Annotated in this window: 14 protein-coding genes; 2 read left to right on the top strand and 12 right to left on the bottom strand. The window is 72.6% G+C overall.

Features of this window, described 5'->3' with window-relative positions:
- Nucleotides 1-101: 101 nt before the first annotated feature.
- Entirely contained in the window at nucleotides 102-1,709 is a 1,608-nt protein-coding gene (locus OHT77_RS39540; protein ID WP_328833161.1) for an amidohydrolase, read from the bottom strand.
- Between the two features lie 323 nt (nucleotides 1,710-2,032).
- On the opposite strand from OHT77_RS39540, the gene OHT77_RS39535 reads away from it, so the two are divergent.
- Together OHT77_RS39535 and OHT77_RS39530 are read left to right on the top strand one after the other, a co-directional pair.
- Complete coding sequence (locus tag OHT77_RS39535) at nucleotides 2,033-4,909, top strand: helix-turn-helix transcriptional regulator (protein WP_328833160.1); 2,877 nt, start codon at nucleotides 2,033-2,035, stop codon at nucleotides 4,907-4,909.
- Nucleotides 4,910-5,050: 141 nt separating this feature from the next.
- Nucleotides 5,051-6,673, top strand: coding sequence for a S53 family peptidase (locus tag OHT77_RS39530; RefSeq protein WP_328833159.1), 1,623 nt, complete (start codon nucleotides 5,051-5,053; stop codon nucleotides 6,671-6,673).
- A gap of 75 nt (nucleotides 6,674-6,748) precedes the next feature.
- Here OHT77_RS39530 and OHT77_RS39525 read toward each other — a convergent pair whose 3' ends face one another.
- The 11 genes from OHT77_RS39525 to paaN all read right to left on the bottom strand — a co-directional run bounded on the left by OHT77_RS39525 (nucleotide 6,749) and on the right by paaN (nucleotide 16,741).
- Entirely contained in the window at nucleotides 6,749-7,516 is a 768-nt protein-coding gene (locus OHT77_RS39525; RefSeq protein WP_328833158.1) for an enoyl-CoA hydratase/isomerase family protein, read from the bottom strand.
- Nucleotides 7,517-7,524: 8 nt separating this feature from the next.
- Nucleotides 7,525-8,631, bottom strand: a complete 1,107-nt coding sequence (gene paaE / locus OHT77_RS39520) for a 1,2-phenylacetyl-CoA epoxidase subunit PaaE (RefSeq protein WP_328833157.1) — start codon at nucleotides 8,629-8,631, stop codon at nucleotides 7,525-7,527.
- Nucleotides 8,632-8,722: 91 nt separating this feature from the next.
- Entirely contained in the window at nucleotides 8,723-9,229 is a 507-nt protein-coding gene (gene paaD, locus OHT77_RS39515) for a 1,2-phenylacetyl-CoA epoxidase subunit PaaD (protein WP_328833156.1), read from the bottom strand.
- Entirely contained in the window at nucleotides 9,223-10,059 is an 837-nt protein-coding gene (paaC, locus tag OHT77_RS39510) for a 1,2-phenylacetyl-CoA epoxidase subunit PaaC (protein ID WP_328833155.1), read from the bottom strand. Before paaC ends, paaD begins: the two co-directional genes overlap by 7 nt.
- 9 nt (nucleotides 10,060-10,068) lie before the next feature.
- Nucleotides 10,069-10,353, bottom strand: a complete 285-nt coding sequence (gene paaB / locus OHT77_RS39505; RefSeq protein WP_019075091.1) for a 1,2-phenylacetyl-CoA epoxidase subunit PaaB — start codon at nucleotides 10,351-10,353, stop codon at nucleotides 10,069-10,071.
- Nucleotides 10,350-11,342, bottom strand: a complete 993-nt coding sequence (paaA, locus tag OHT77_RS39500) for a 1,2-phenylacetyl-CoA epoxidase subunit PaaA (protein ID WP_328833154.1) — start codon at nucleotides 11,340-11,342, stop codon at nucleotides 10,350-10,352. The genes paaB and paaA overlap by 4 nt, the downstream gene beginning before the upstream one ends.
- 91 nt (nucleotides 11,343-11,433) lie before the next feature.
- Nucleotides 11,434-12,228 (bottom strand): enoyl-CoA hydratase/isomerase family protein, encoded by a 795-nt coding sequence (locus OHT77_RS39495; RefSeq protein WP_328833153.1) that lies wholly within the window; start codon nucleotides 12,226-12,228, stop codon nucleotides 11,434-11,436.
- On the bottom strand, nucleotides 12,219-13,085 hold the full coding sequence (locus OHT77_RS39490) for a 3-hydroxyacyl-CoA dehydrogenase family protein (protein ID WP_328833152.1): 867 nt from the start codon (nucleotides 13,083-13,085) through the stop codon (nucleotides 12,219-12,221). Before OHT77_RS39490 ends, OHT77_RS39495 begins: the two co-directional genes overlap by 10 nt.
- Nucleotides 13,082-13,846 (bottom strand): enoyl-CoA hydratase/isomerase family protein, encoded by a 765-nt coding sequence (locus OHT77_RS39485; protein ID WP_328833151.1) that lies wholly within the window; start codon nucleotides 13,844-13,846, stop codon nucleotides 13,082-13,084. Before OHT77_RS39485 ends, OHT77_RS39490 begins: the two co-directional genes overlap by 4 nt.
- Entirely contained in the window at nucleotides 13,843-15,036 is a 1,194-nt protein-coding gene (locus OHT77_RS39480) for a thiolase family protein (protein WP_328833150.1), read from the bottom strand. The genes OHT77_RS39485 and OHT77_RS39480 overlap by 4 nt, the downstream gene beginning before the upstream one ends.
- A complete protein-coding gene (gene paaN / locus OHT77_RS39475; RefSeq protein WP_328833149.1) occupies nucleotides 15,029-16,741 on the bottom strand; it encodes a phenylacetic acid degradation protein PaaN in 1,713 nt (570 codons plus the stop codon). Before paaN ends, OHT77_RS39480 begins: the two co-directional genes overlap by 8 nt.
- Between the last annotated feature and the right edge of the window lie 44 nt (nucleotides 16,742-16,785).

Raw genomic sequence — 16,785 nt, 5'->3', positions numbered from 1 at the left:
GCCGTGTCGCCGCGTGCCGGGCGAGTCATGTGTTCCCGATCGTTTCTGTTCGTTTCGACGTGTTTCCAGTCGTTTCCAGTTGTTTCGGTCCTGCGGTGTCCCTACCGGGTGACGAGCCGGCCGCCGACGATCGTGTGCACGGGGTTCAGGTCGCGCAGGGTGTCGCTCGGGCAGTCGGCGGGGTCCCGGTCCCACACGGTGAGGTCGGCGAGGCGGCCCGGTGCGAGGGTGCCGCGCAGGTCCTGATCGCCGCACAGGCGGGCCGCGTTGACGGTGTGCAGGGTGAGTGCCTCGTCGTAACTGATCGCGTGTTCGGGGCCCTTGACGCCGATGACGGTCTGGCGGGTGGTCATGCCGTGGACCGAGCGCATGGCGCCGAACCGGCCCACGGGGAAGTCGGATCCGGCGCTGACCTGTGCGCCCAGGTCGATCCAGCCGCGGGCCGGGAAGAGCCGGGCGACGCGCTCTGGGCCCCAGAAACCCTCCTGGACCTCGGCGGTGTCGTGCAGCAGGGGCTGCTGGATGGTGACGGGGATGCCCAACTCGACGGCGCGGGCGCGCTGTTCGGGTCCGGCGAGGCCGCCGTGCTCCATGACCAGGGTGCCGGCGGGCAGGCCGGGGTTGCGGGCGAGGACCTGCTCGTAGACATCGAGGAGGGTGCGGACCGCGCGGTCGCCGTAGGCGTGGGTGCCGACCCGCCAGCCGCGCCGGACCACGGCCTCCACGGCGTCGGCCATCGCGTCGGGCTCCCAGATCAGCATTCCGGAGAAGGCGTGGTCGCAGGCGTACGGTTCCTCGGTCGCGCCCGCTTCGAGGCCGCCGTCGAGCCCGAACTTCACGCCCCACACCCGCAGCCACGGGTCGGAGGTGTCGCGCCACTCCTCCATGGCGTCGAGCAGGTCCTCGACCTCGGCCGCGCCGGTCATGCCGAGCGCCGAGATCAGGGCCCGGACCCGGGTGCTGAGCGCGCCTGCGTCGCGGGCGGCGAGGAGGACGGCGTAGTCCTCCGGACTGACCGCGCAGTCGCGGACGGTGCCGATGCCGGTGGCCGCGTACTGGGCGGACGCCAGGCGCAGCCCCTCGATGCGCTGGGCCCGGTCGGGCGCCGGAACCAGGCGCTCCACCAGGCCGAGCGCGTTGTCGATCAGGCGGCCGTCGAGCCTGCCGTCGGCGTCGCGGCCGATGACACCGCCCGGCGGTACGGGGGTGTCCTCGGTGATGCCCGCCAGGCGCAGCGCGTAGCTGTTGACGACGTCGTTGTGGCCGCCGCGCTTGACCAGGACGGGGTGCCGGTCGGTGGCCCGGTCGAGTTCCGTCGCGGTGGGCATGCGGCGCTCGGCGAGGTTGAGTTCCTGCCAGTTGGTGGTGGTGCGGATCCACTCGCCCTCGGAGGTCGCCTTCGCCCGCTGCCGGATCAGGTCCAGGAAGTCGGGGATGTCGTGCGCCTGATGGACGGGCACGTCGTGCGCGCCGAGGGCTGCGTAGATGAGGTGCGTGTGGGTGTCGTCGAACGCGGGCAGCACCGTGGCACCAGGCAGGTCGCGCACCGTCGTGCGCTCACCGACGAGGTGGTCGAGTCCGTGCGGGTCCGGCGAGAGGGCCATGATCCGGTCGCCCCGCACGGCCAGCGCACGCTGCGGCGCCTGGCCGGGCACCCGTGTGTGGATCGCGTCGGCCCGGATCACCAGATCGGCTCCGTGATCGGTCATCGTTCTCTCCCGCCTGCTGTTCTCTGCGACATCCGCTGACGAGGTTGTTGTATGGCGCGATGGCTTGTCTGCGTACATGTCTGGATGTCAGGCGGAGGGAACACGACAGCTGTGCGGTTCCATATGGCAATCACACGCCAATCGATCAGCAAGGTGTGTCGTCGACGCGCCGACACACGACCGTTGTTGACAAGGTGAATAAGCAACGGTTGTCATGAACACATGCCGAGATCTCCGGAGACCTGCGACCACCGCCGATGCGACCGCCCCGCACTCGGCCGCGGTTGTGGTGCGTCTCCGGACTCGCCGTGGATGGACGGTCATTGACCGGGCGCCGCGAGCTGCTCGACGCCGCCCGGGCCGAGTTGACGAGCCGTCGCGGAGTACTGCTGTACGGTCCCGCCGGGATCGGCAAGTCCGTGGCGCTGGCCGCCCTCGTGGCGTCCTCGGCCGCTCAGAACCAGCCGCCCGTCACGGTGTTGCACTGCTCCCCCGCCGAGAAGGACGCCCGGCTCCCGTACGCCGGTCTCGTCGACCTGTTCGCGCGGGTGCCGGAGAGCTGCCTGGAGGCCCTCGCACCCGAGCCCCAACTAGCCTTGCGGGCGGCCCTGTTGCGCGGCGAGACACCGGCCGACGACCGCTGCGAACTCGCCGTCCGCGTCGCCGTCCTCGACGCGCTACGCGCGCTGACCGCCACCGGGCCCGTGCTGCTGGTCCTCGACGGCCTCCAGTGGCTCGACGAACCTACCGCCGATGTACTCGCCTTCGTCGTACGGCGCGTCGAAGGCCTGGACGTACGGGTGGTGGCCGCCGAGCGGGTGCCGGACGGTGAGCAGCCCGAGCGGCCGTACTGCTGCCCGCCCGGCACCGTGGAACTGCCCGTGCCGCCCCTGGCGGACGACGAGGTGGCGCGGCTCCTGGACGCCGAGCTGCCACCGGCGGTGGTGCGGGCCGTGCAGGACACGGCCGCCGGAAACCCTTGGTACGCGCTGGAGTTGGGACGGGCGGCTCCACGTGACGGAGCGGCCGTCGGTCCAGGCCGGAGCCTGCCCGTGCCCCGGCGGCTGCGCGATCTGCTCCTGGGCCGGGTGCGCACGCTGCCGGACACCGCGCGCCGCACCCTGCTCGTCTCCAGTGCCGCCGCCCGTCCCACCCTTACGCTGCTGCGGGCCGCCGGGTTCCAGGACCCCGCCGCGGATCTCGCGGAGGCGGAGCGGCTCGGCGTCGCGGTGGCCGACGCCGAGGGGACCGTGCGCTTCCGGCATCCGTTGGTCCGGGCCGCCGCCTACGCGGATGCTCCGGAGCACGAACGGCGGCAGGCGCATGCCCTGTTGGCCCGCGCGGTCACCGAACTGGTGCAGCGGGCGCGGCACTTGGCGCTGGCCCACCCGTACGAGGAGGAGACCACCGCGCAGACGCTGATGTCGGCGGCCGAGTCCGCGCGGCGGGACGGTGCACCCGACACCGCCTTCGAGCTGGCCGCCCTCGCGGCCCGGCGCACTCCCGGTGACCGTCAGGTGGAGCGGGCCGACCGGTTGCTGGTGGCTGCCGAATACGCGTGTGACGCGGGGCAGTTGGAGGAGGCGGGGCAGGCGGCCGAGACGGTGCTCGCCGGGTCGGGGTCCGCGCGGCAGCGGGTGCGGGCGCGGCTGGTTCTGCTGCGGAACGCCGGGCAGGCACTGAAGGGCGCGCATGCGCTGATCGAGGAGGGGCTGCGGGACGCCGACGGCGATCCGGAGGCGGAGGCGTGGCTGCACTACTGGGCGGCCGTGCGGGGCCTGTTGTGCGGGGAGTTGGCGGACGCGGCCCGGCATGCCCGGCGTGCGGCCTGGCAGGCGGCCGTGGTCGGTGACACGGAGACCCGGATCGGGGCGCTCGCCACGCTCGCCCGGGTGCACTCGCTGGGCGGTGAACCGGTCGCCGCCGACGTCGCGTTGGAGGAGGCCCTCACGCTGACCGGTGGCGCGGGTGCCGGGCCGGAGAGCTGGGGGCTGATCCGGATGCGGGCGATCCTCGCGCTGGACTCCGACAGGGTCGTCGAGGCTCAGGAGCGGGTGACCGAACTCCTCGCGGAGATCGGGGAGTTCGCCGGGGTCGAGGAGGTCATGGCGACCCTCGTCGCGCTCACCCGTATCCAAGTGCGCGCCGGGCACTGCCGGGAGGCCCTGGACACCGCCGCCCGCTGCACGCGCGCGGTGGCCGACACGGGCGTACAGACCGCTCCGGCGCTGTACGCGGCGGCGCTCGCGGCGACCGCGGGCGGAACCGCCGAGGAGGCGCGGCAGCTCGCGGAGCAGGCGGTGCGGGCGTCGGAGGCGGACGGTGACCGACTGTTCCTATTGCGGGCGCTGGCGGTGCTGGGGCAGGCCGAGTTGCTCGTCGGTGACCCGCGTGGCGCGGCCGCCGCGGCCGAGGCGCTGCACCGTGCGAAGGAGCTCGGCGCGGCCATGTCGGCCGCCGATCCGCCCCTGCTGCACTGGTACAGCGACCTTGCCGAGGCCCTGGTCGTGCTGGGTGAGACGGACGAGGCCGGTGCCGTGATCGACGAGGCCCGGAAGTGGGTGTCCGTCGACGCGCCCGGCAGCGTCCTGGCGGCGCTGGAGCGGGCGGAGGGGCTGCGCGAGGCGGGGCTCGGCCGGGCGAAGGAGGGGGCGGTACGGCTGCGGGCCGCCGTGGACCGGCTGCGCCAACTCCCGTTGCCCGTGGACCTGGTGCGCACTCTGATCGCGCTCGGTGCCGTGGAGCGACGGGCCCGGCACCGGAACGCGGCGCGCACCGCGCTCGGGGAGGCGCTGGAGACGGCGACGCGGATCGGGGCGGCTCCCCTGGCGGCGCGGGCCGGGGACGAGCTGGCGCGGCTGGAGGCCGGTGACCGGGACGGCGAGGGGCATCCCGAACTCACGCCCACGGAAGCCAGGATCGCCGAGCTGGTCGGCGGCGGGGCCACCAACAGGGAGGTCGCCGCGGAGCTGTTCATCAGCGTCAAGACGGTCGAGGGCACCCTCTCGCGGGTCTACCGCAAGGTCGGCGTCCGCTCCCGCACGGCGCTCGCCCACGCGATGGCGGTCGCCGTCATCGCGTCCGGCGCGGCGACCGTGAGCGTCGGCGACGACGACCAACAGCAGCTCACCGCGCAGGCCGTGACGATCAGTCAGCCCGGCCGGGTCAGGGCTCCCCGGACCCTCGACAACCGCCGCTGACCTGTCATCCGCGGTTCATGTGACATCCGCAGTTAACACATGAAGCAAGGGTTCCCCCGCTTATGCGGGTGGGGTCGGTGTTCCTACGGTGAAGGCGTTCCGCTTCCGGGACAGCAACCCCCCACTCCTCGGAGGACCTCAGTGACGTCACGCCTGAAGCTGGTCGGCCTGGTCGCCGTACCGGCACTGCTCGCCGCAGCCGTCCCGAGCGCCTACGCCGCCGCGCAGCCGCACACAACTCGGGCCGCCATCGCGGGAGATGTCCTCAAGGGCCTGAACCACGACGCGGCCCGCACCGGCGCCGTCTCCGCCTCGAAGCGGATAGCGGTGGCCATCAGCCTGACCCCGAGAAACGACAAGAGCCTCGACACCTTCATAGCCGATGTCAGCAATCCGCGGTCGAGTTCGTACGGCCACTACCTGACGAAGGCCCAGTTCGCGGCCCGCTTCGGCCGGACCGACGCCGAGGTGAAGCAGGTCAAGGAATACCTGCGCGCCCAGGGTCTCACCGTCGGCAAGGTCCATTCCGGCAATCTGCTGGTGGACGCCACCGGCACCGCCGCGCAGCTGGAGAAGGCCTTCGGCACCAAGCTGTCGACGTGGAAGGACGCCAAGTCGGGCCGTGCCTTCTACGCCAACGAGACCGCGCCGACCCTGCCGACCGCCATCGCCGGCCTGGTCAGCGACGTGACCGGCCTCAACAACCGCGCCCAGCTGCACCACCAGGCGACCGACACCGTCGCCCCGCGCAACGGCCCCGGCGGCGGCTACACCCCGGCGCAGCTCAAGGGCGGCTACAACGTCTCCAGCACGTACACCGGAAGCGGCCAGAAGATCGCGCTCCTGGAGTTCGACGGCTTCCAGCAGTCCAACATCACCAAGTACGACACCAACTACAGCCTGGGCTCCCCCACTCCGACCGTGTCGAAGGTCGACGGCGGTTCCGGTGCGCTCGGTGACGGTCAGGTCGAGGTCGAGCTGGACATCGAGGTCCTGCACGCGATCGCCCCGAAGGCGAACGTCACCGTCTTCGAGGGCCCGAACTCCGACGCCGGCGAGGTCGACACCTACCAGGCCATCGTCGACAGCGGCATCCCGACCACCTCCATCAGCTGGGGCGCGTCCGAGAGCCAGCGCACCACCTCCAACATCAACGCCGTGGACGCCGTGTTCAAGGCGGGCGCGGCCGAGGGCCTCGGCTTCTACGCGGCCTCGGGCGACGACGGTTCGGACGACGCGGGCAACGGCACGACCACCGTCGACTACCCGGCGAGCGACCCGTACGTCACTGGTGTCGGCGGCACCAAGCTGACCGTCACCTCCTCCAACGCGTTCAGCAAGGAGGTGGCCTGGTCCGGCGGTGGCGGCGGCAAGTCCTCCGTCTTCAAGATCCCGAGCTGGCAGACCGCGGTCCAGAAGAGCGCCGGTGGCGGCTACCGCCAGGTCCCGGACGTCTCCGCGCACGCCAACCCCAGCCCCGGCGTCTCGATCTATTCGCAGGGCACCTGGACCTCGGTCGGCGGCACCAGCGCCGCCGCGCCCGAGTGGGCCGCGTTCGGCGCCCTCTACAACCAGCAGGCCGCGGCGTCCGGCAAGGCCAACCTCGGCTTCGCCAACCCCGCGCTCTACGCGGCGAAGGGCACCGGCTTCCACGACATCACCAGTGGCAGCAACGGCGCCTACTCCGCCGCCACCGGCTGGGACTTCACCAGCGGCTGGGGCTCGTACAACGCCGCGACCCTGGCGGCCAAGCTGCTCGGCTGACCGCCGGTAGCCGAACTCCGATGAACGAAGCGCGGGCCGGGGATCACTCCCGGCCCGCGCTTCACGTCACCTGGGTCACCTGAACTTGGCCTTGCCCGGGCCCTCTTCGACGAAGCTCCGCATCCCGCGCTCACGGTCCTCGGTCGCGAACAGCCCGGCGAACCAGTTCCGTTCGACCGCGAGCCCGGTCTCGATGTCCGTCTCGAGCCCGACATCGATCGACTCCTTCGCCGCACGCAAAGCAATCGCCGGCCCCTGCGCGAGCTTCGCCGCCCACGCGAACGCCTCCGTGTACACATCGGCGGCAGGCACCAACCGGTCCACCAGCCCCAACGCGAGCGCCTCATCGGCCTTCACCATCCGACCCGTGAAGATCAGATCCTTCGCCTTGGACGGACCGATCAGCCGCGCCAGCCGCTGCGTCCCACCCGCACCCGGAATCAACCCGAGCAGGATCTCCGGCTGCCCCAACTTCGCGTTGTCCGCCGCGATCCGGAAGTCCGCGCACAACGCCAACTCACACCCCCCGCCCAACGCGTAGCCGGTGACGGCCGCGACGACAGGCTTGGGGATACGGGCCACCGCACTGAACGAGTCCTGCAACGCCCGCGACCGCACGACCATCGCCGCATGGTCCATCCGCTGCATCTCCTTGATGTCCGCGCCTGCCGCGAACACCTTGTCCCCGCCGTAGACGATCACGGCGCGGACATCCTCGCGACGCGTCGCCTCCTCGGCGAGGGCGCGCAGGCCGTCCTGCGTCTCCGTGTCCAGGGCGTTCATCGGCGGCCGGTCGAGACGGATCGTGCCGACGCCCTCGGCGACCTCGAAGTGAAGTGTCATGGCCGGCCTCAGCTGTCGTAGTCGACGGCGAGGGTGTCGGACACGGGGAAGGTCTGGCAGGTCAGGACGTAACCGGCGTCGACCTCGGCGGGTTCCAGGGCGTAGTTGCGCCGCATGTCCGCGGTGCCCTCGGTGACCAGCGCGCGGCAGGTGCCGCAGACGCCGCCCTTGCAGGCGAAGGGCAGGTCGGGGCGGGTCTTCTGGGCGCCGTCGAGGATCGAAGTGTCCCTGGGGAGCGCGGAGTTGGTGGTGCGGCCGTCGAGGGTGACGGTGACCTGGCTGACCGGGCCGTCGTAGGCCTTGTCGACGTGACGGTTCGGCCGGACGGGCTCGTCGTCGGCGTAGAACAGCTCCTGGTGGACGCGGTCGGCGGGGACGCCGAGGCCGCCGGTGAGGACCTGCTGGGCGTCGCGGACCATGCCGTGCGGGCCGCAGAGCCACCAGTGGTCGGCGGTGTCCACGTCGACGAGGGCGTCCACGAGCGCGCCGAGCCGGTCGGCGTCGATGCGGCCGGAGAGGATCTCGGCCTCGCGCGGTTCGCGGGACAGGATGTGCGCCAGCTGGAAGCGGCCGGGGTACAGGTCCTTCAGGTCGGCCAGCTCGTCGGCGAACATCACGGTGGCGCTGCGCCGGTTGCCGTAGAAGAGCGTGACGCGGGAGCGGGTGTCGGCGGCGAGGACGGATTCCGCGATGGAGAGCATCGGGGTGATGCCGGAGCCCGCGGCGATCAGGACGTGGTGGCCGGGGAGGGTGAGGTCGGGGGTGAAGGCGCCGGTGGGGGCCATCACCTCGACGGTGTCTCCGGGGCGTACGTCGTTGACCAGCCAGGACGAGAACAGGCCGCCGGGGACGACCCGTACGCCGATGCGCGGGTGCGCGCCGGCCGGGGAGCAGATGGAGTACGAGCGGCGCTCGTCGCGGCCCTCGACCTCACGGCGGAGGGTGAGCGACTGGCCGGGCCGGTAGGCGAACTCCTCGGCGAGGTGCTCGGGGATGTCGAAGCCGATGGCGGCGGCGTCTTCGCACAGCGGCTCGACACTGGCGACCCGCAGGGCGTGGAAGGCCGGGCGGCGGCGCGCCGGGCGGGCGGGGGTGGTGGGGGCCGGGGCGGTCACTGGTCCACCGTCCTTTCCACGGGCGGGAGTTGGGCACTCACCGCGAGCGGGTGTTGGGGGCTGTCCGCGAGCGGGCGTCGGGGGCTCGCCATCAGATCTCCTTGACGTACTCGAACGGCTCGCGGCAGGCGCGGCACCGCCACAGGGCTTTGCAGGAGGTCGCGGCGAAGCGCGAGGTCTCCTCGGTGTCCGCCGAGCCGCAGCGCGGGCAGGCAACCGTACGGCGGGTCGGCGACAGCGTGAGCTCGATCGGGCCTCGGGGGGCCGCGCCGGGCGGGGCGATGCCGTGCTCGGCGAGGCTGCGGCGGCCTTCGGGGGTGATCCAGTCGGTGCTCCACGGCGGGTCGAGCACGGTCCGGATCTCCACCTTGGCGAACCCCGCCGCCCGCAGTCGCGCCGCGACTTCGGCGCGCATCTCGGCCATGGCGGGGCAGCCGGAGTAGGTGGGTGTCAGGCTCGCGACGACACTGCCGTCCGCGTCGATCTCGACTCCGCGCAGCACCCCGAGGTCGGCGAGGGTGAGCATGGGCATCTCGGGGTCCGGGACCTGTGCGGCGATGTTCCAGGCGCGCCGTGAGTCGATCAGGGTGGTCACCATGTCGCCTCCGGGTGGGCGCGGGCCACGCTCTGGAGTTCGGCCAGCAGCGGGGCCAGGTGGTCGGTGTGGTCGCCGTCGCGGCCGTGTCCGGGGATCGGTGCCACCTCGGGGAGCACAAGCCCGGCCGCGTCGGTGACCTGGCGGAGTACGGCCAGGACCTCGGTCCTCAACTCGCCGTCGCCCGCGAAGAGTTCGTCGAGGTACGGGGCGACGGCGGTCAGCGCGTCGCGCATCCGGCGCTGCGACTCCTCGGTGCCGTCTCCGAGTCGGACGGCCCACTCGGCCGCGTACTGGCGGTGGTAGGCAAGCTCCTTGACGCCCTTGGCGGCGATGGCGGCGAGCACCGGGTCCGACGTCGTGGTGGCGAGCCGCTCGAAGAGGGCGAGCCGCCAGGAGGACAGCACCAGGAGCCGGGTGATGGAGAACGCGAAGTCCCCGTTGGGGAGTTCGGCCAGCCGTACGTTGCGGAAGGCGTCGGCGTCGCGGAAGTAGGCGTACGCGTCCTCGTCGCGTCCGGTGCCGTCGACCTGGCCGGCGCGGGCGTAGAGCAGGCGGGTCTGGCCGAGGAGGTCGAGCCCGATGTTGGCGAGGGCGACCTCCTCCTCCAACTCCGGTGCGGCCGTGCACCATTGGGCGAGACGCTGGGCGCTGACGAGGGCGTCGTCGCCGAGTGCCAGGCAGAACGCGGCCAGTTGGGCGGCGTCGGTCCCGGCCGGGACGGTCTGGTCGACGCCGTACAGCGGGTCCTCGAAGCCGGTGCCGAACGCCCAGCGGGCGTCGCTGTCGTCGTGTCCCTCGGCCAGGGACAGATAGACGTGGTCGTCACTCATTCCCTGCTCCTAGATGTGGGGGACGTCGTCGGGGATGTCGTAGAACGTGGGGTGGCGGTAGACCTTGTCGGCGCTCGGCGCGAAGAAGGGGTCCTTCTCGTCGCGGGTCGAGGCGGCGATGTGCTCGGAGCGCACGACCCAGATCGACACGCCCTCGTTGCGCCGCGTGTAGAGGTCGCGGGCGTGGGTGAGGGCCATGGCGTCGTCGGCGGCGTGCAGCGAGCCGACGTGGACGTGGTTCAGGCCGCGCTTGCCGCGGACGAACACCTCGTACAGGGGCCAGTCCTGCGTCATGCCGCCGCTCCTTCGGTTTTCTGTGTACGGGCGGCCTGCTTGGCCGCGTGGGCGGTGGCCGCCTCCCTGACCCAGGCGCCCTCCTCGTGGGCGGCCCGGCGGCGCGAGACCCGCTCGGCGTTGCGCGGTCCGTCGCCGCTGATCACGCGCTGCAACTCGGACCAGTCGGGGGTGCCGAAGTCGTGGTGGCCCCGCTCCTCGTTCCACCTCAACTCCGGGTCGGGCAGGGTGACTCCGAGCTTCTCGGCCTGCGGGACGGTCATGTCGACGAAGCGCTGGCGCAGTTCGTCGTTGCTGTGCCGCTTGATCTTCCAGGCCATGGAGCGTGCCGAGTTGGGCGAGTCGTCGTCGGGCGGGCCGAACATCATCAGCGACGGCCACCACCAACGGTCCACCGCGTCCTGCACCATGGCCCGCTGGCCCTCGGTGCCGCGCATCATCGTGAGCAGCAGCTCGTAGCCCTGGCGCTGGTGGAAGGACTCCTCCTTGCACACACGCACCATGGCCCGCGCGTACGGCCCGTACGAGCAGCGGCACAGCGGCACCTGGTTGCAGATGGCCGCGCCGTCCACGAACCAGCCGATCACGCCGACGTCGGCGAAGGTCGGCGTCGGGTAGTTGAAGATCGACGAATACTTCTGGCGGCCCTCGATCAGCGCGTCGGTCAGCTCCGCGCGGTCCGCGCCCAGGGTCTCGGCGGCCGAGTACAGATACAGTCCGTGTCCGGCCTCGTCCTGCACCTTCGCGAAGAGGATCGCCTTGCGGCGCAGGGAGGGCGCGCGGGTGATCCAGTCGCCCTCGGGCTGCATCCCGATGATCTCGGAGTGCGCGTGCTGCGCGATCTGCCGGATCAGGGTCTTGCGATAGCCGTCGGGCATCCAGTCGCGGGGCTCGATCCGCTGGTCCTTCGCGATCGTGGCATCGAACTGCTCCGCGAGCCGCGTTTCGTCCCAGCCGGCGGCTGACGCCTCCGTGCCTGTGCTGGTCATCGACACACCAACTTCCCTACCGACCATTCGTTCGGTACCTAGTCTGATGGGTTTCCCCCGGCGAGGCAAGACCTCCCGGGCGAATGGCTGCTCAGCGCCCCTCGAACGACGGCTCCGCCCGCGCAAGAAACGCCGCCACGGCGGCCCGGTGGTCCCGCGTCGCGCCCAGCCGCAACTGCGCCGCCGCCTCCCGTTCCAGTACGGCGGCGAGGCTCGCGCCGGGCGCGTCCCGCAGCAGTGCCTTGACCTCCGCGTAGGCGACGGTGGGCCCGGCGGCCAGGCGTTTCGCGAGGGCCAGCCCCTCCGCCGTGGCGGAACCGTCCGGTACGACCCGGTGCACCATGCCCCACCGCTCCGCGTCCGCCGCGCCGAACCGGTCCCCGAGCAGCATCAGCGCGGCGGCCCGCGACGGACCCACCGCCTGGGCCAGCGCCCCGCTGAGCCCGCTGTCGGCGGCCAGCCCGATCCCGGTGAACGCGGTCGCGAACCGGGCGCCCTCGGCCGCGACCCGTACGTCCGCGCAGAGCGCCAGCCCGAGCCCGGCCCCGACACACGCGCCCTCCACGGCCACGACCACCGGCTGCGTGAGCGCGTGCAGCGCCTCGATCAGGGGGTTGTACTCGTCCCGCACACAGGCGAAGGCAGTCTCGGGCCCGCTCTCCAGCGCCCGGGTGTGCTCCTTGAGGTCCTGGCCCACGCAGAAGTGCCTGCCCTGCGCGGCGAGCAGCACGGCACGGACCGCGTCCCCGTCGTCGCGCACCTGTCGTACGGCGTCCGACAGCCCACCGCGCAGGGCGGCATCGAGCGCGGGCCTGCGCAGCTCGATGGTGGCGACACCGGCGTCGAGGCGGTAGCCGACGCCGTCCGGGGTCTCGCTCACTCCCATGTGTAGAACCCCTGTCCCGTCTTGCGGCCCAGTTCGCCGCGGGCGACCTTGTCGCGCAGGAGCCGGGGCGGGGCGAAGCGTTCGCCGAGGGTGGAGTGCAGGTACTCGGCGATGGCCAGGCGTACGTCGAGGCCGACCAGGTCGGTGAGGCGCAGCGGGCCCATGGGGTGCTTGTAGCCGAGGCTCATCGCGTCGTCGATGGCCGCCGGCTCGGCGACGCCCTCCTCGACCATGCGGATCGCCTCCAGGCCGAGCGCCAGGCCGAGGCGGCTGCTGGCGAACCCGGGCGAGTCCTTGACGGTGAGGTCCTTCTTGCCGAGTGCGTGGGTCCAGTCGAGGGCGGCGCTGACGACGGCGGCCTCGGTGGACGGCGCGACGACGATCTCGACCAGGGCCGAGGCGGGCACCGGGTTGAAGAAGTGCATGCCGAGGAAGCGGCCGGGGCGGGTGAGCGCGGCGGCCAGTTCGGTGACCGACAGGGAGCTGGTGTTGGTGGCGAGCACGGTCGTCGCGCCCACCGCCCGCTCGGCCGCCGTGAGCACGCGGGCCTTGAGCCCGGCGTCCTCGGGGACGGCCTCGACGACGAGGTCGGCGTCCGCGGGCAGTTCCTCGACCGAGTCGGCCATGGTGACGCGGGTGAGGATCCGCTCGGCGGGTTCGCTGAGCAGCCCGCGCTCGGCGGCCCGCTTGAGGCCGGTGGCGACCCGGTCGTACGCGGCGGCCGAGGCGGCCCCGCCGCTCTCCACGACGGTGACGGAGGAACCGGCGACCGCGAAGGACTGCGCGATCCCGGCGCCCATCCGGCCGCCGCCGATCACACCGACAACTGCGGGCGCGGACTGGGGTGTTGGGCTCATCCTCGGCTGCTCCTCTTCTCCAGGAATCGTGTCATGCGGTCCCGCTTGTCCTGCCCCTCGAAGAGCACGGCCTGCGCGAGGTCGTCGGCGACCGGGTGCGCCCCGGGCGAGTCGACGACGAGCTTGGTGAGCCGGAGGGCCGTGGCCGACGAACGGGCCATGCGGTCGAGCAGCGCGTGTGCCTCGTCGAGCAGCTTCTCCGCCGGTACGACGTCGATGACCAGCCCGGCCGCGAGTGCCGCGGCCGCGTCGAGGTTCCGTCCGGCGAGCAGCACCTGCTTGGCGACGGACTCCCCCACCAGCTCGGGCAGCCGCCAGCAGGCACCGGCCGCGGCGAGGATGCCGAGGCCGGGTTCCGGGTTGCCGAAGACGGCGTCCGGTCCGGCGATCCGGAGGTCGCAGGCGTACGACAGTTCCGCGCCGCCGCCGAGCGCCCAGCCGTCCACCGCGGCGAGGGTAGGCATCGGCAGCCGCCGTACGCGCTCGAAGAGGCGGCTGTTGATGCCCTGCAGGGCCTCGTCCCGGCCGCGTGCCAGCAGCTCGCCGATGTCGGCGCCGCCCGCGAAGACACCGCCGTGTCCGGTGAGCAGGAGCAGATTGGGGTTCTCCTCCAACTGCTCGCAGACGGCGTGCAGTTCGCGGATCATCCGGCCGCTGATGGCGTTGCGGGAGTCGGGGCGGTGGAGGGTGACGACGACGCGGTCCTCGCGCTCCTCGACGAGGAGGGTCTTGTACGGGCCGGTCTCGGTGGGGGCGCTCATACCCGCTCCACGAGCATCGCGACGCCCTGCCCGACACCGACGCACAGCGTGGCCAGACCCCGGCTGCCGTTCTCGCGCTCCAGCCTGCCCAGCAGGGTGAGGAGAATGCGGGCGCCGGAGCAGCCGAGGGGATGGCCGAGCGCGATGGCACCGCCGTCGGCGTTGACCTTCTCCTCGTCCAGCTTCAGTCGGCGCGTGACCGCGAGAGCCTGTGCGGCGAAGGCCTCGTTGAGTTCCACGGCGTCCAGGTCACCGGTCTCCCAACCGGCGCGGTCGAGTGCCTTCTCGGTGGCGGGGACCGGGCCGAGGCCCATGATGTGCGGCTGCACCCCGGCCGAGGCCGCGGTGACGATCCGGGCCCTCGGGGTGAGCCCGTGGCGTCGGACGGCCGCGCCGCTCGCGACGACCAGGGCGGCGGCGCCGTCGGACAGCGGTGAGGAGGAGCCGGCGGTGACGATGCCGCCCTCACGGAAGATGGTGCGCAGCGAGCCGAGCTTCTCCAGCGTGGTGCCGGGGCGCGGGCCCTCGTCGCGGGTGACCTCGCCGTCCTTCACGGCGACCGGCACGATCTCGCGGTCGAAGCGGCCCGACTCCTGGGCGGCGACGGCCCGTTGATGGCTGCGCAGGGCGAACGCGTCGGACTCGGCGCGGGAGATGCCGTCGAGCGCGGCGACCTCCTCGGCGGTCTCGCCCATCGACAGGGTCTGCTGGGCGGCGAAGCGCGGATTGGTGAAGCGCCAGCCGAGCGAGGTGTCGTGCACCTCCCCCGGCTTGGCCCACGGGGTGCCGGGCTTGGCCATCACCCAGGGGGCGCGGGTCATGGACTCCACACCGCCCGCGACGACGAGGTCTGCCTCTCCGGCGCGGATCGCCTGGGCGGCGGAGGCCACGGCGGTCAGGCCCGAGGCGCAGAGCCGGTTGACGGTGTAGCCGGGCACGGTGTGCGGCAGCCCGGCGAGCAGGACGGCCATGCGGGCCACGTCGCGGTTGTCCTCGCCGGCCTGGTTGGCGGCGCCGAGGATCACCTCGTCGATCTGCTCGGCGGGGATTCCGGCGCGGCGGACGGCCTCGCCGACGACCAGGGCGGCGAGGTCGTCGGGCCGTACGGAGGCGAGGGCGCCGCCGTAGCGGCCCTGCGGGGTGCGGGCCCCGTCGATCAGATAGACCTCGTCGGAGGACAGCTCAGGCATCGGTGGTCTCCTCGGCGGGTGCGGACCGGCGTGACTGGAGGGTCGCGAACCGGCCGGTGACGAACGCGGGGTCGGACAGGGTGGCGCTGGCGGCCGGGTTGGCGGCGCTGCCGTGGAAGTCGCTGAACGCGGCGGACTGGTTGACGAAGACGCCGCCGGTGAGGTTCTCGGAGAGGTGCACGCCCGCGTCCAGCGCGGCCAATTCGGCCGCCTCCAGGACCTGTTCGCTGGTGGAGTGGACGGCGGCGGTCAGCGCGCCGTGCGCCCGCACGGTGTCGCGCAGGATCCGCAGGCTGTGCTCGGTGGAGTCGGTGCCGATGACGAACGACACCGGGCCGAACCACTCCCGGGTGTACGCCTCCCGGTCGTCCTCGGCGTCGAGGCGGGCGATCAGCGGCGTACGGACGACGGCCTTCGGGTGCTCGGGGTGCTCGACGGGCGCCGAGGCGCGCACCGTACGACCGACCGTGGCGGCCCGTTCCAAGCGGTCCCGCACGCCGTCGTTGACGATCGCGCCGAGGGTGCCCGCGGCGCGGGCCGGGTCACCGAGGAGTCCGTCGAGCGCCGCGGCCAGGTCGGCGGCGAACTCGTCGGCGGTGCGCGGGCCTTGGTCGGTGGTGATGCCGTCGCGCGGGATGAGGAGGTTCTGCGGGGTGGTGCACATCTGGCCGCTGTAGAGGGCCAGCGAGAAGGCGAGGTTGCCGAGCAGTCCGCGGTAGTCGTCGGTGGAGTCCAGGACGACGGTGTTCAGACCGGCCTTCTCCGTGTGGACGAGGGCCTGGCGGGCGTTGGTCTCCAGCCAGTCGCCGAACTCCGTGGAGCCGGTGAAGTCGACGATCCGGACGTCCGGGTGCACGGCGAGGACGGCGGCGCTGCGGCCCCCGGGCTCCTCGGCGGCGAGGATCACGAGGTTCGGGTCGAAGCCCGCCTCGGCCAGCACCTCGCGGGCGATCCGCACGGTCACGGCGAGCGGGAGGACGGCACCCGGGTGCGGCTTGACCACGACGGGGTTGCCGGTGACCAGGCTGGCGAACAGGCCCGGGTAGCCGTTCCAGGTCGGGAAGGTGTTGCAGGCGATGAGCAGCGACACCCCGCGGCCGACCGGGGTGAACTTCTTGTCCAGGACCTGCGGGCCGCCCTTGCGCTGCGGCTTGCTCCAGCGGGCCGTGCCCGGGTGGCGCTTCTGCTCGGCCCAGGCGTACGCGACGGCTTCGAGACCGCGGTCCTGGGCGTGCGGGCCGCCCGCCTGGAACGCCATGACGAAGGCCTGCCCGGTGGTGTGCTGCACGGCGCGCGCGATCTCGAAGCCGGCCGCGTTCAGCCGGGCCAGGATCTCGGCGGCGACTCCGGCGCGGGTGTCGGGGCCCGCGTCGCGCCAGGGTCCGGTGGCCGTCAGCGCGGCGGCCACCGCCTCGTCCGGCGCGACGCGCGGGTAGGAGATGCCCAGCTCGAAGCCGTACGGCGAGGTCTCGCCCGCCGCCACGCGCCCGTCGCCGGGATGCCCCGCCAGCTCGAAGTACCCGCCGAGCCGCTCCTCGAAGGCGGCTTCGCCGAGCTTGGCCGCGTCCTCGCCGTAGACCGACGTGCTGGGCGACTCCGGATACGGCGTCCAGTGGTCACGGGCGGTGGTAGCGGCGACCGCCCGTTCCAGCAGGGCGCGATGTCGCGCGAAGAAGTCGGGCAGCTCGGAGCTGGTCTGGGGCATGCGTTCCACCTCTTGACAGGCAGTGGTCTTGCTGGATTACTTGG

Origin of the sequence: Streptomyces sp. NBC_00252 (assembly GCF_036187565.1) — a bacterium.
Taxonomy (GTDB): domain Bacteria; phylum Actinomycetota; class Actinomycetes; order Streptomycetales; family Streptomycetaceae; genus Streptomyces.
This window is presented reverse-complemented; position numbering and strand designations above follow the sequence as displayed.

Coding starts and splice junctions, on each gene's coding strand:
- OHT77_RS39540 (WP_328833161.1), bottom strand. CDS start 1,709: ATGACCGATCACGGAGCCGATCTGGTGATCCGGGCCGACGCGATCCAC.
- OHT77_RS39525 (WP_328833158.1), bottom strand. CDS start 7,516: ATGACACTTCACTTCGAGGTCGCCGAGGGCGTCGGCACGATCCGTCTC.
- paaD (WP_328833156.1), bottom strand. CDS start 9,229: ATGGTGACCACCCTGATCGACTCACGGCGCGCCTGGAACATCGCCGCA.
- paaC (WP_328833155.1), bottom strand. CDS start 10,059: ATGAGTGACGACCACGTCTATCTGTCCCTGGCCGAGGGACACGACGAC.
- paaB (WP_019075091.1), bottom strand. CDS start 10,353: ATGACGCAGGACTGGCCCCTGTACGAGGTGTTCGTCCGCGGCAAGCGC.
- paaA (WP_328833154.1), bottom strand. CDS start 11,342: ATGACCAGCACAGGCACGGAGGCGTCAGCCGCCGGCTGGGACGAAACG.
- OHT77_RS39495 (WP_328833153.1), bottom strand. CDS start 12,228: ATGGGAGTGAGCGAGACCCCGGACGGCGTCGGCTACCGCCTCGACGCC.
- OHT77_RS39490 (WP_328833152.1), bottom strand. CDS start 13,085: ATGAGCCCAACACCCCAGTCCGCGCCCGCAGTTGTCGGTGTGATCGGC.
- OHT77_RS39485 (WP_328833151.1), bottom strand. CDS start 13,846: ATGAGCGCCCCCACCGAGACCGGCCCGTACAAGACCCTCCTCGTCGAG.
- OHT77_RS39480 (WP_328833150.1), bottom strand. CDS start 15,036: ATGCCTGAGCTGTCCTCCGACGAGGTCTATCTGATCGACGGGGCCCGC.
- paaN (WP_328833149.1), bottom strand. CDS start 16,741: ATGCCCCAGACCAGCTCCGAGCTGCCCGACTTCTTCGCGCGACATCGC.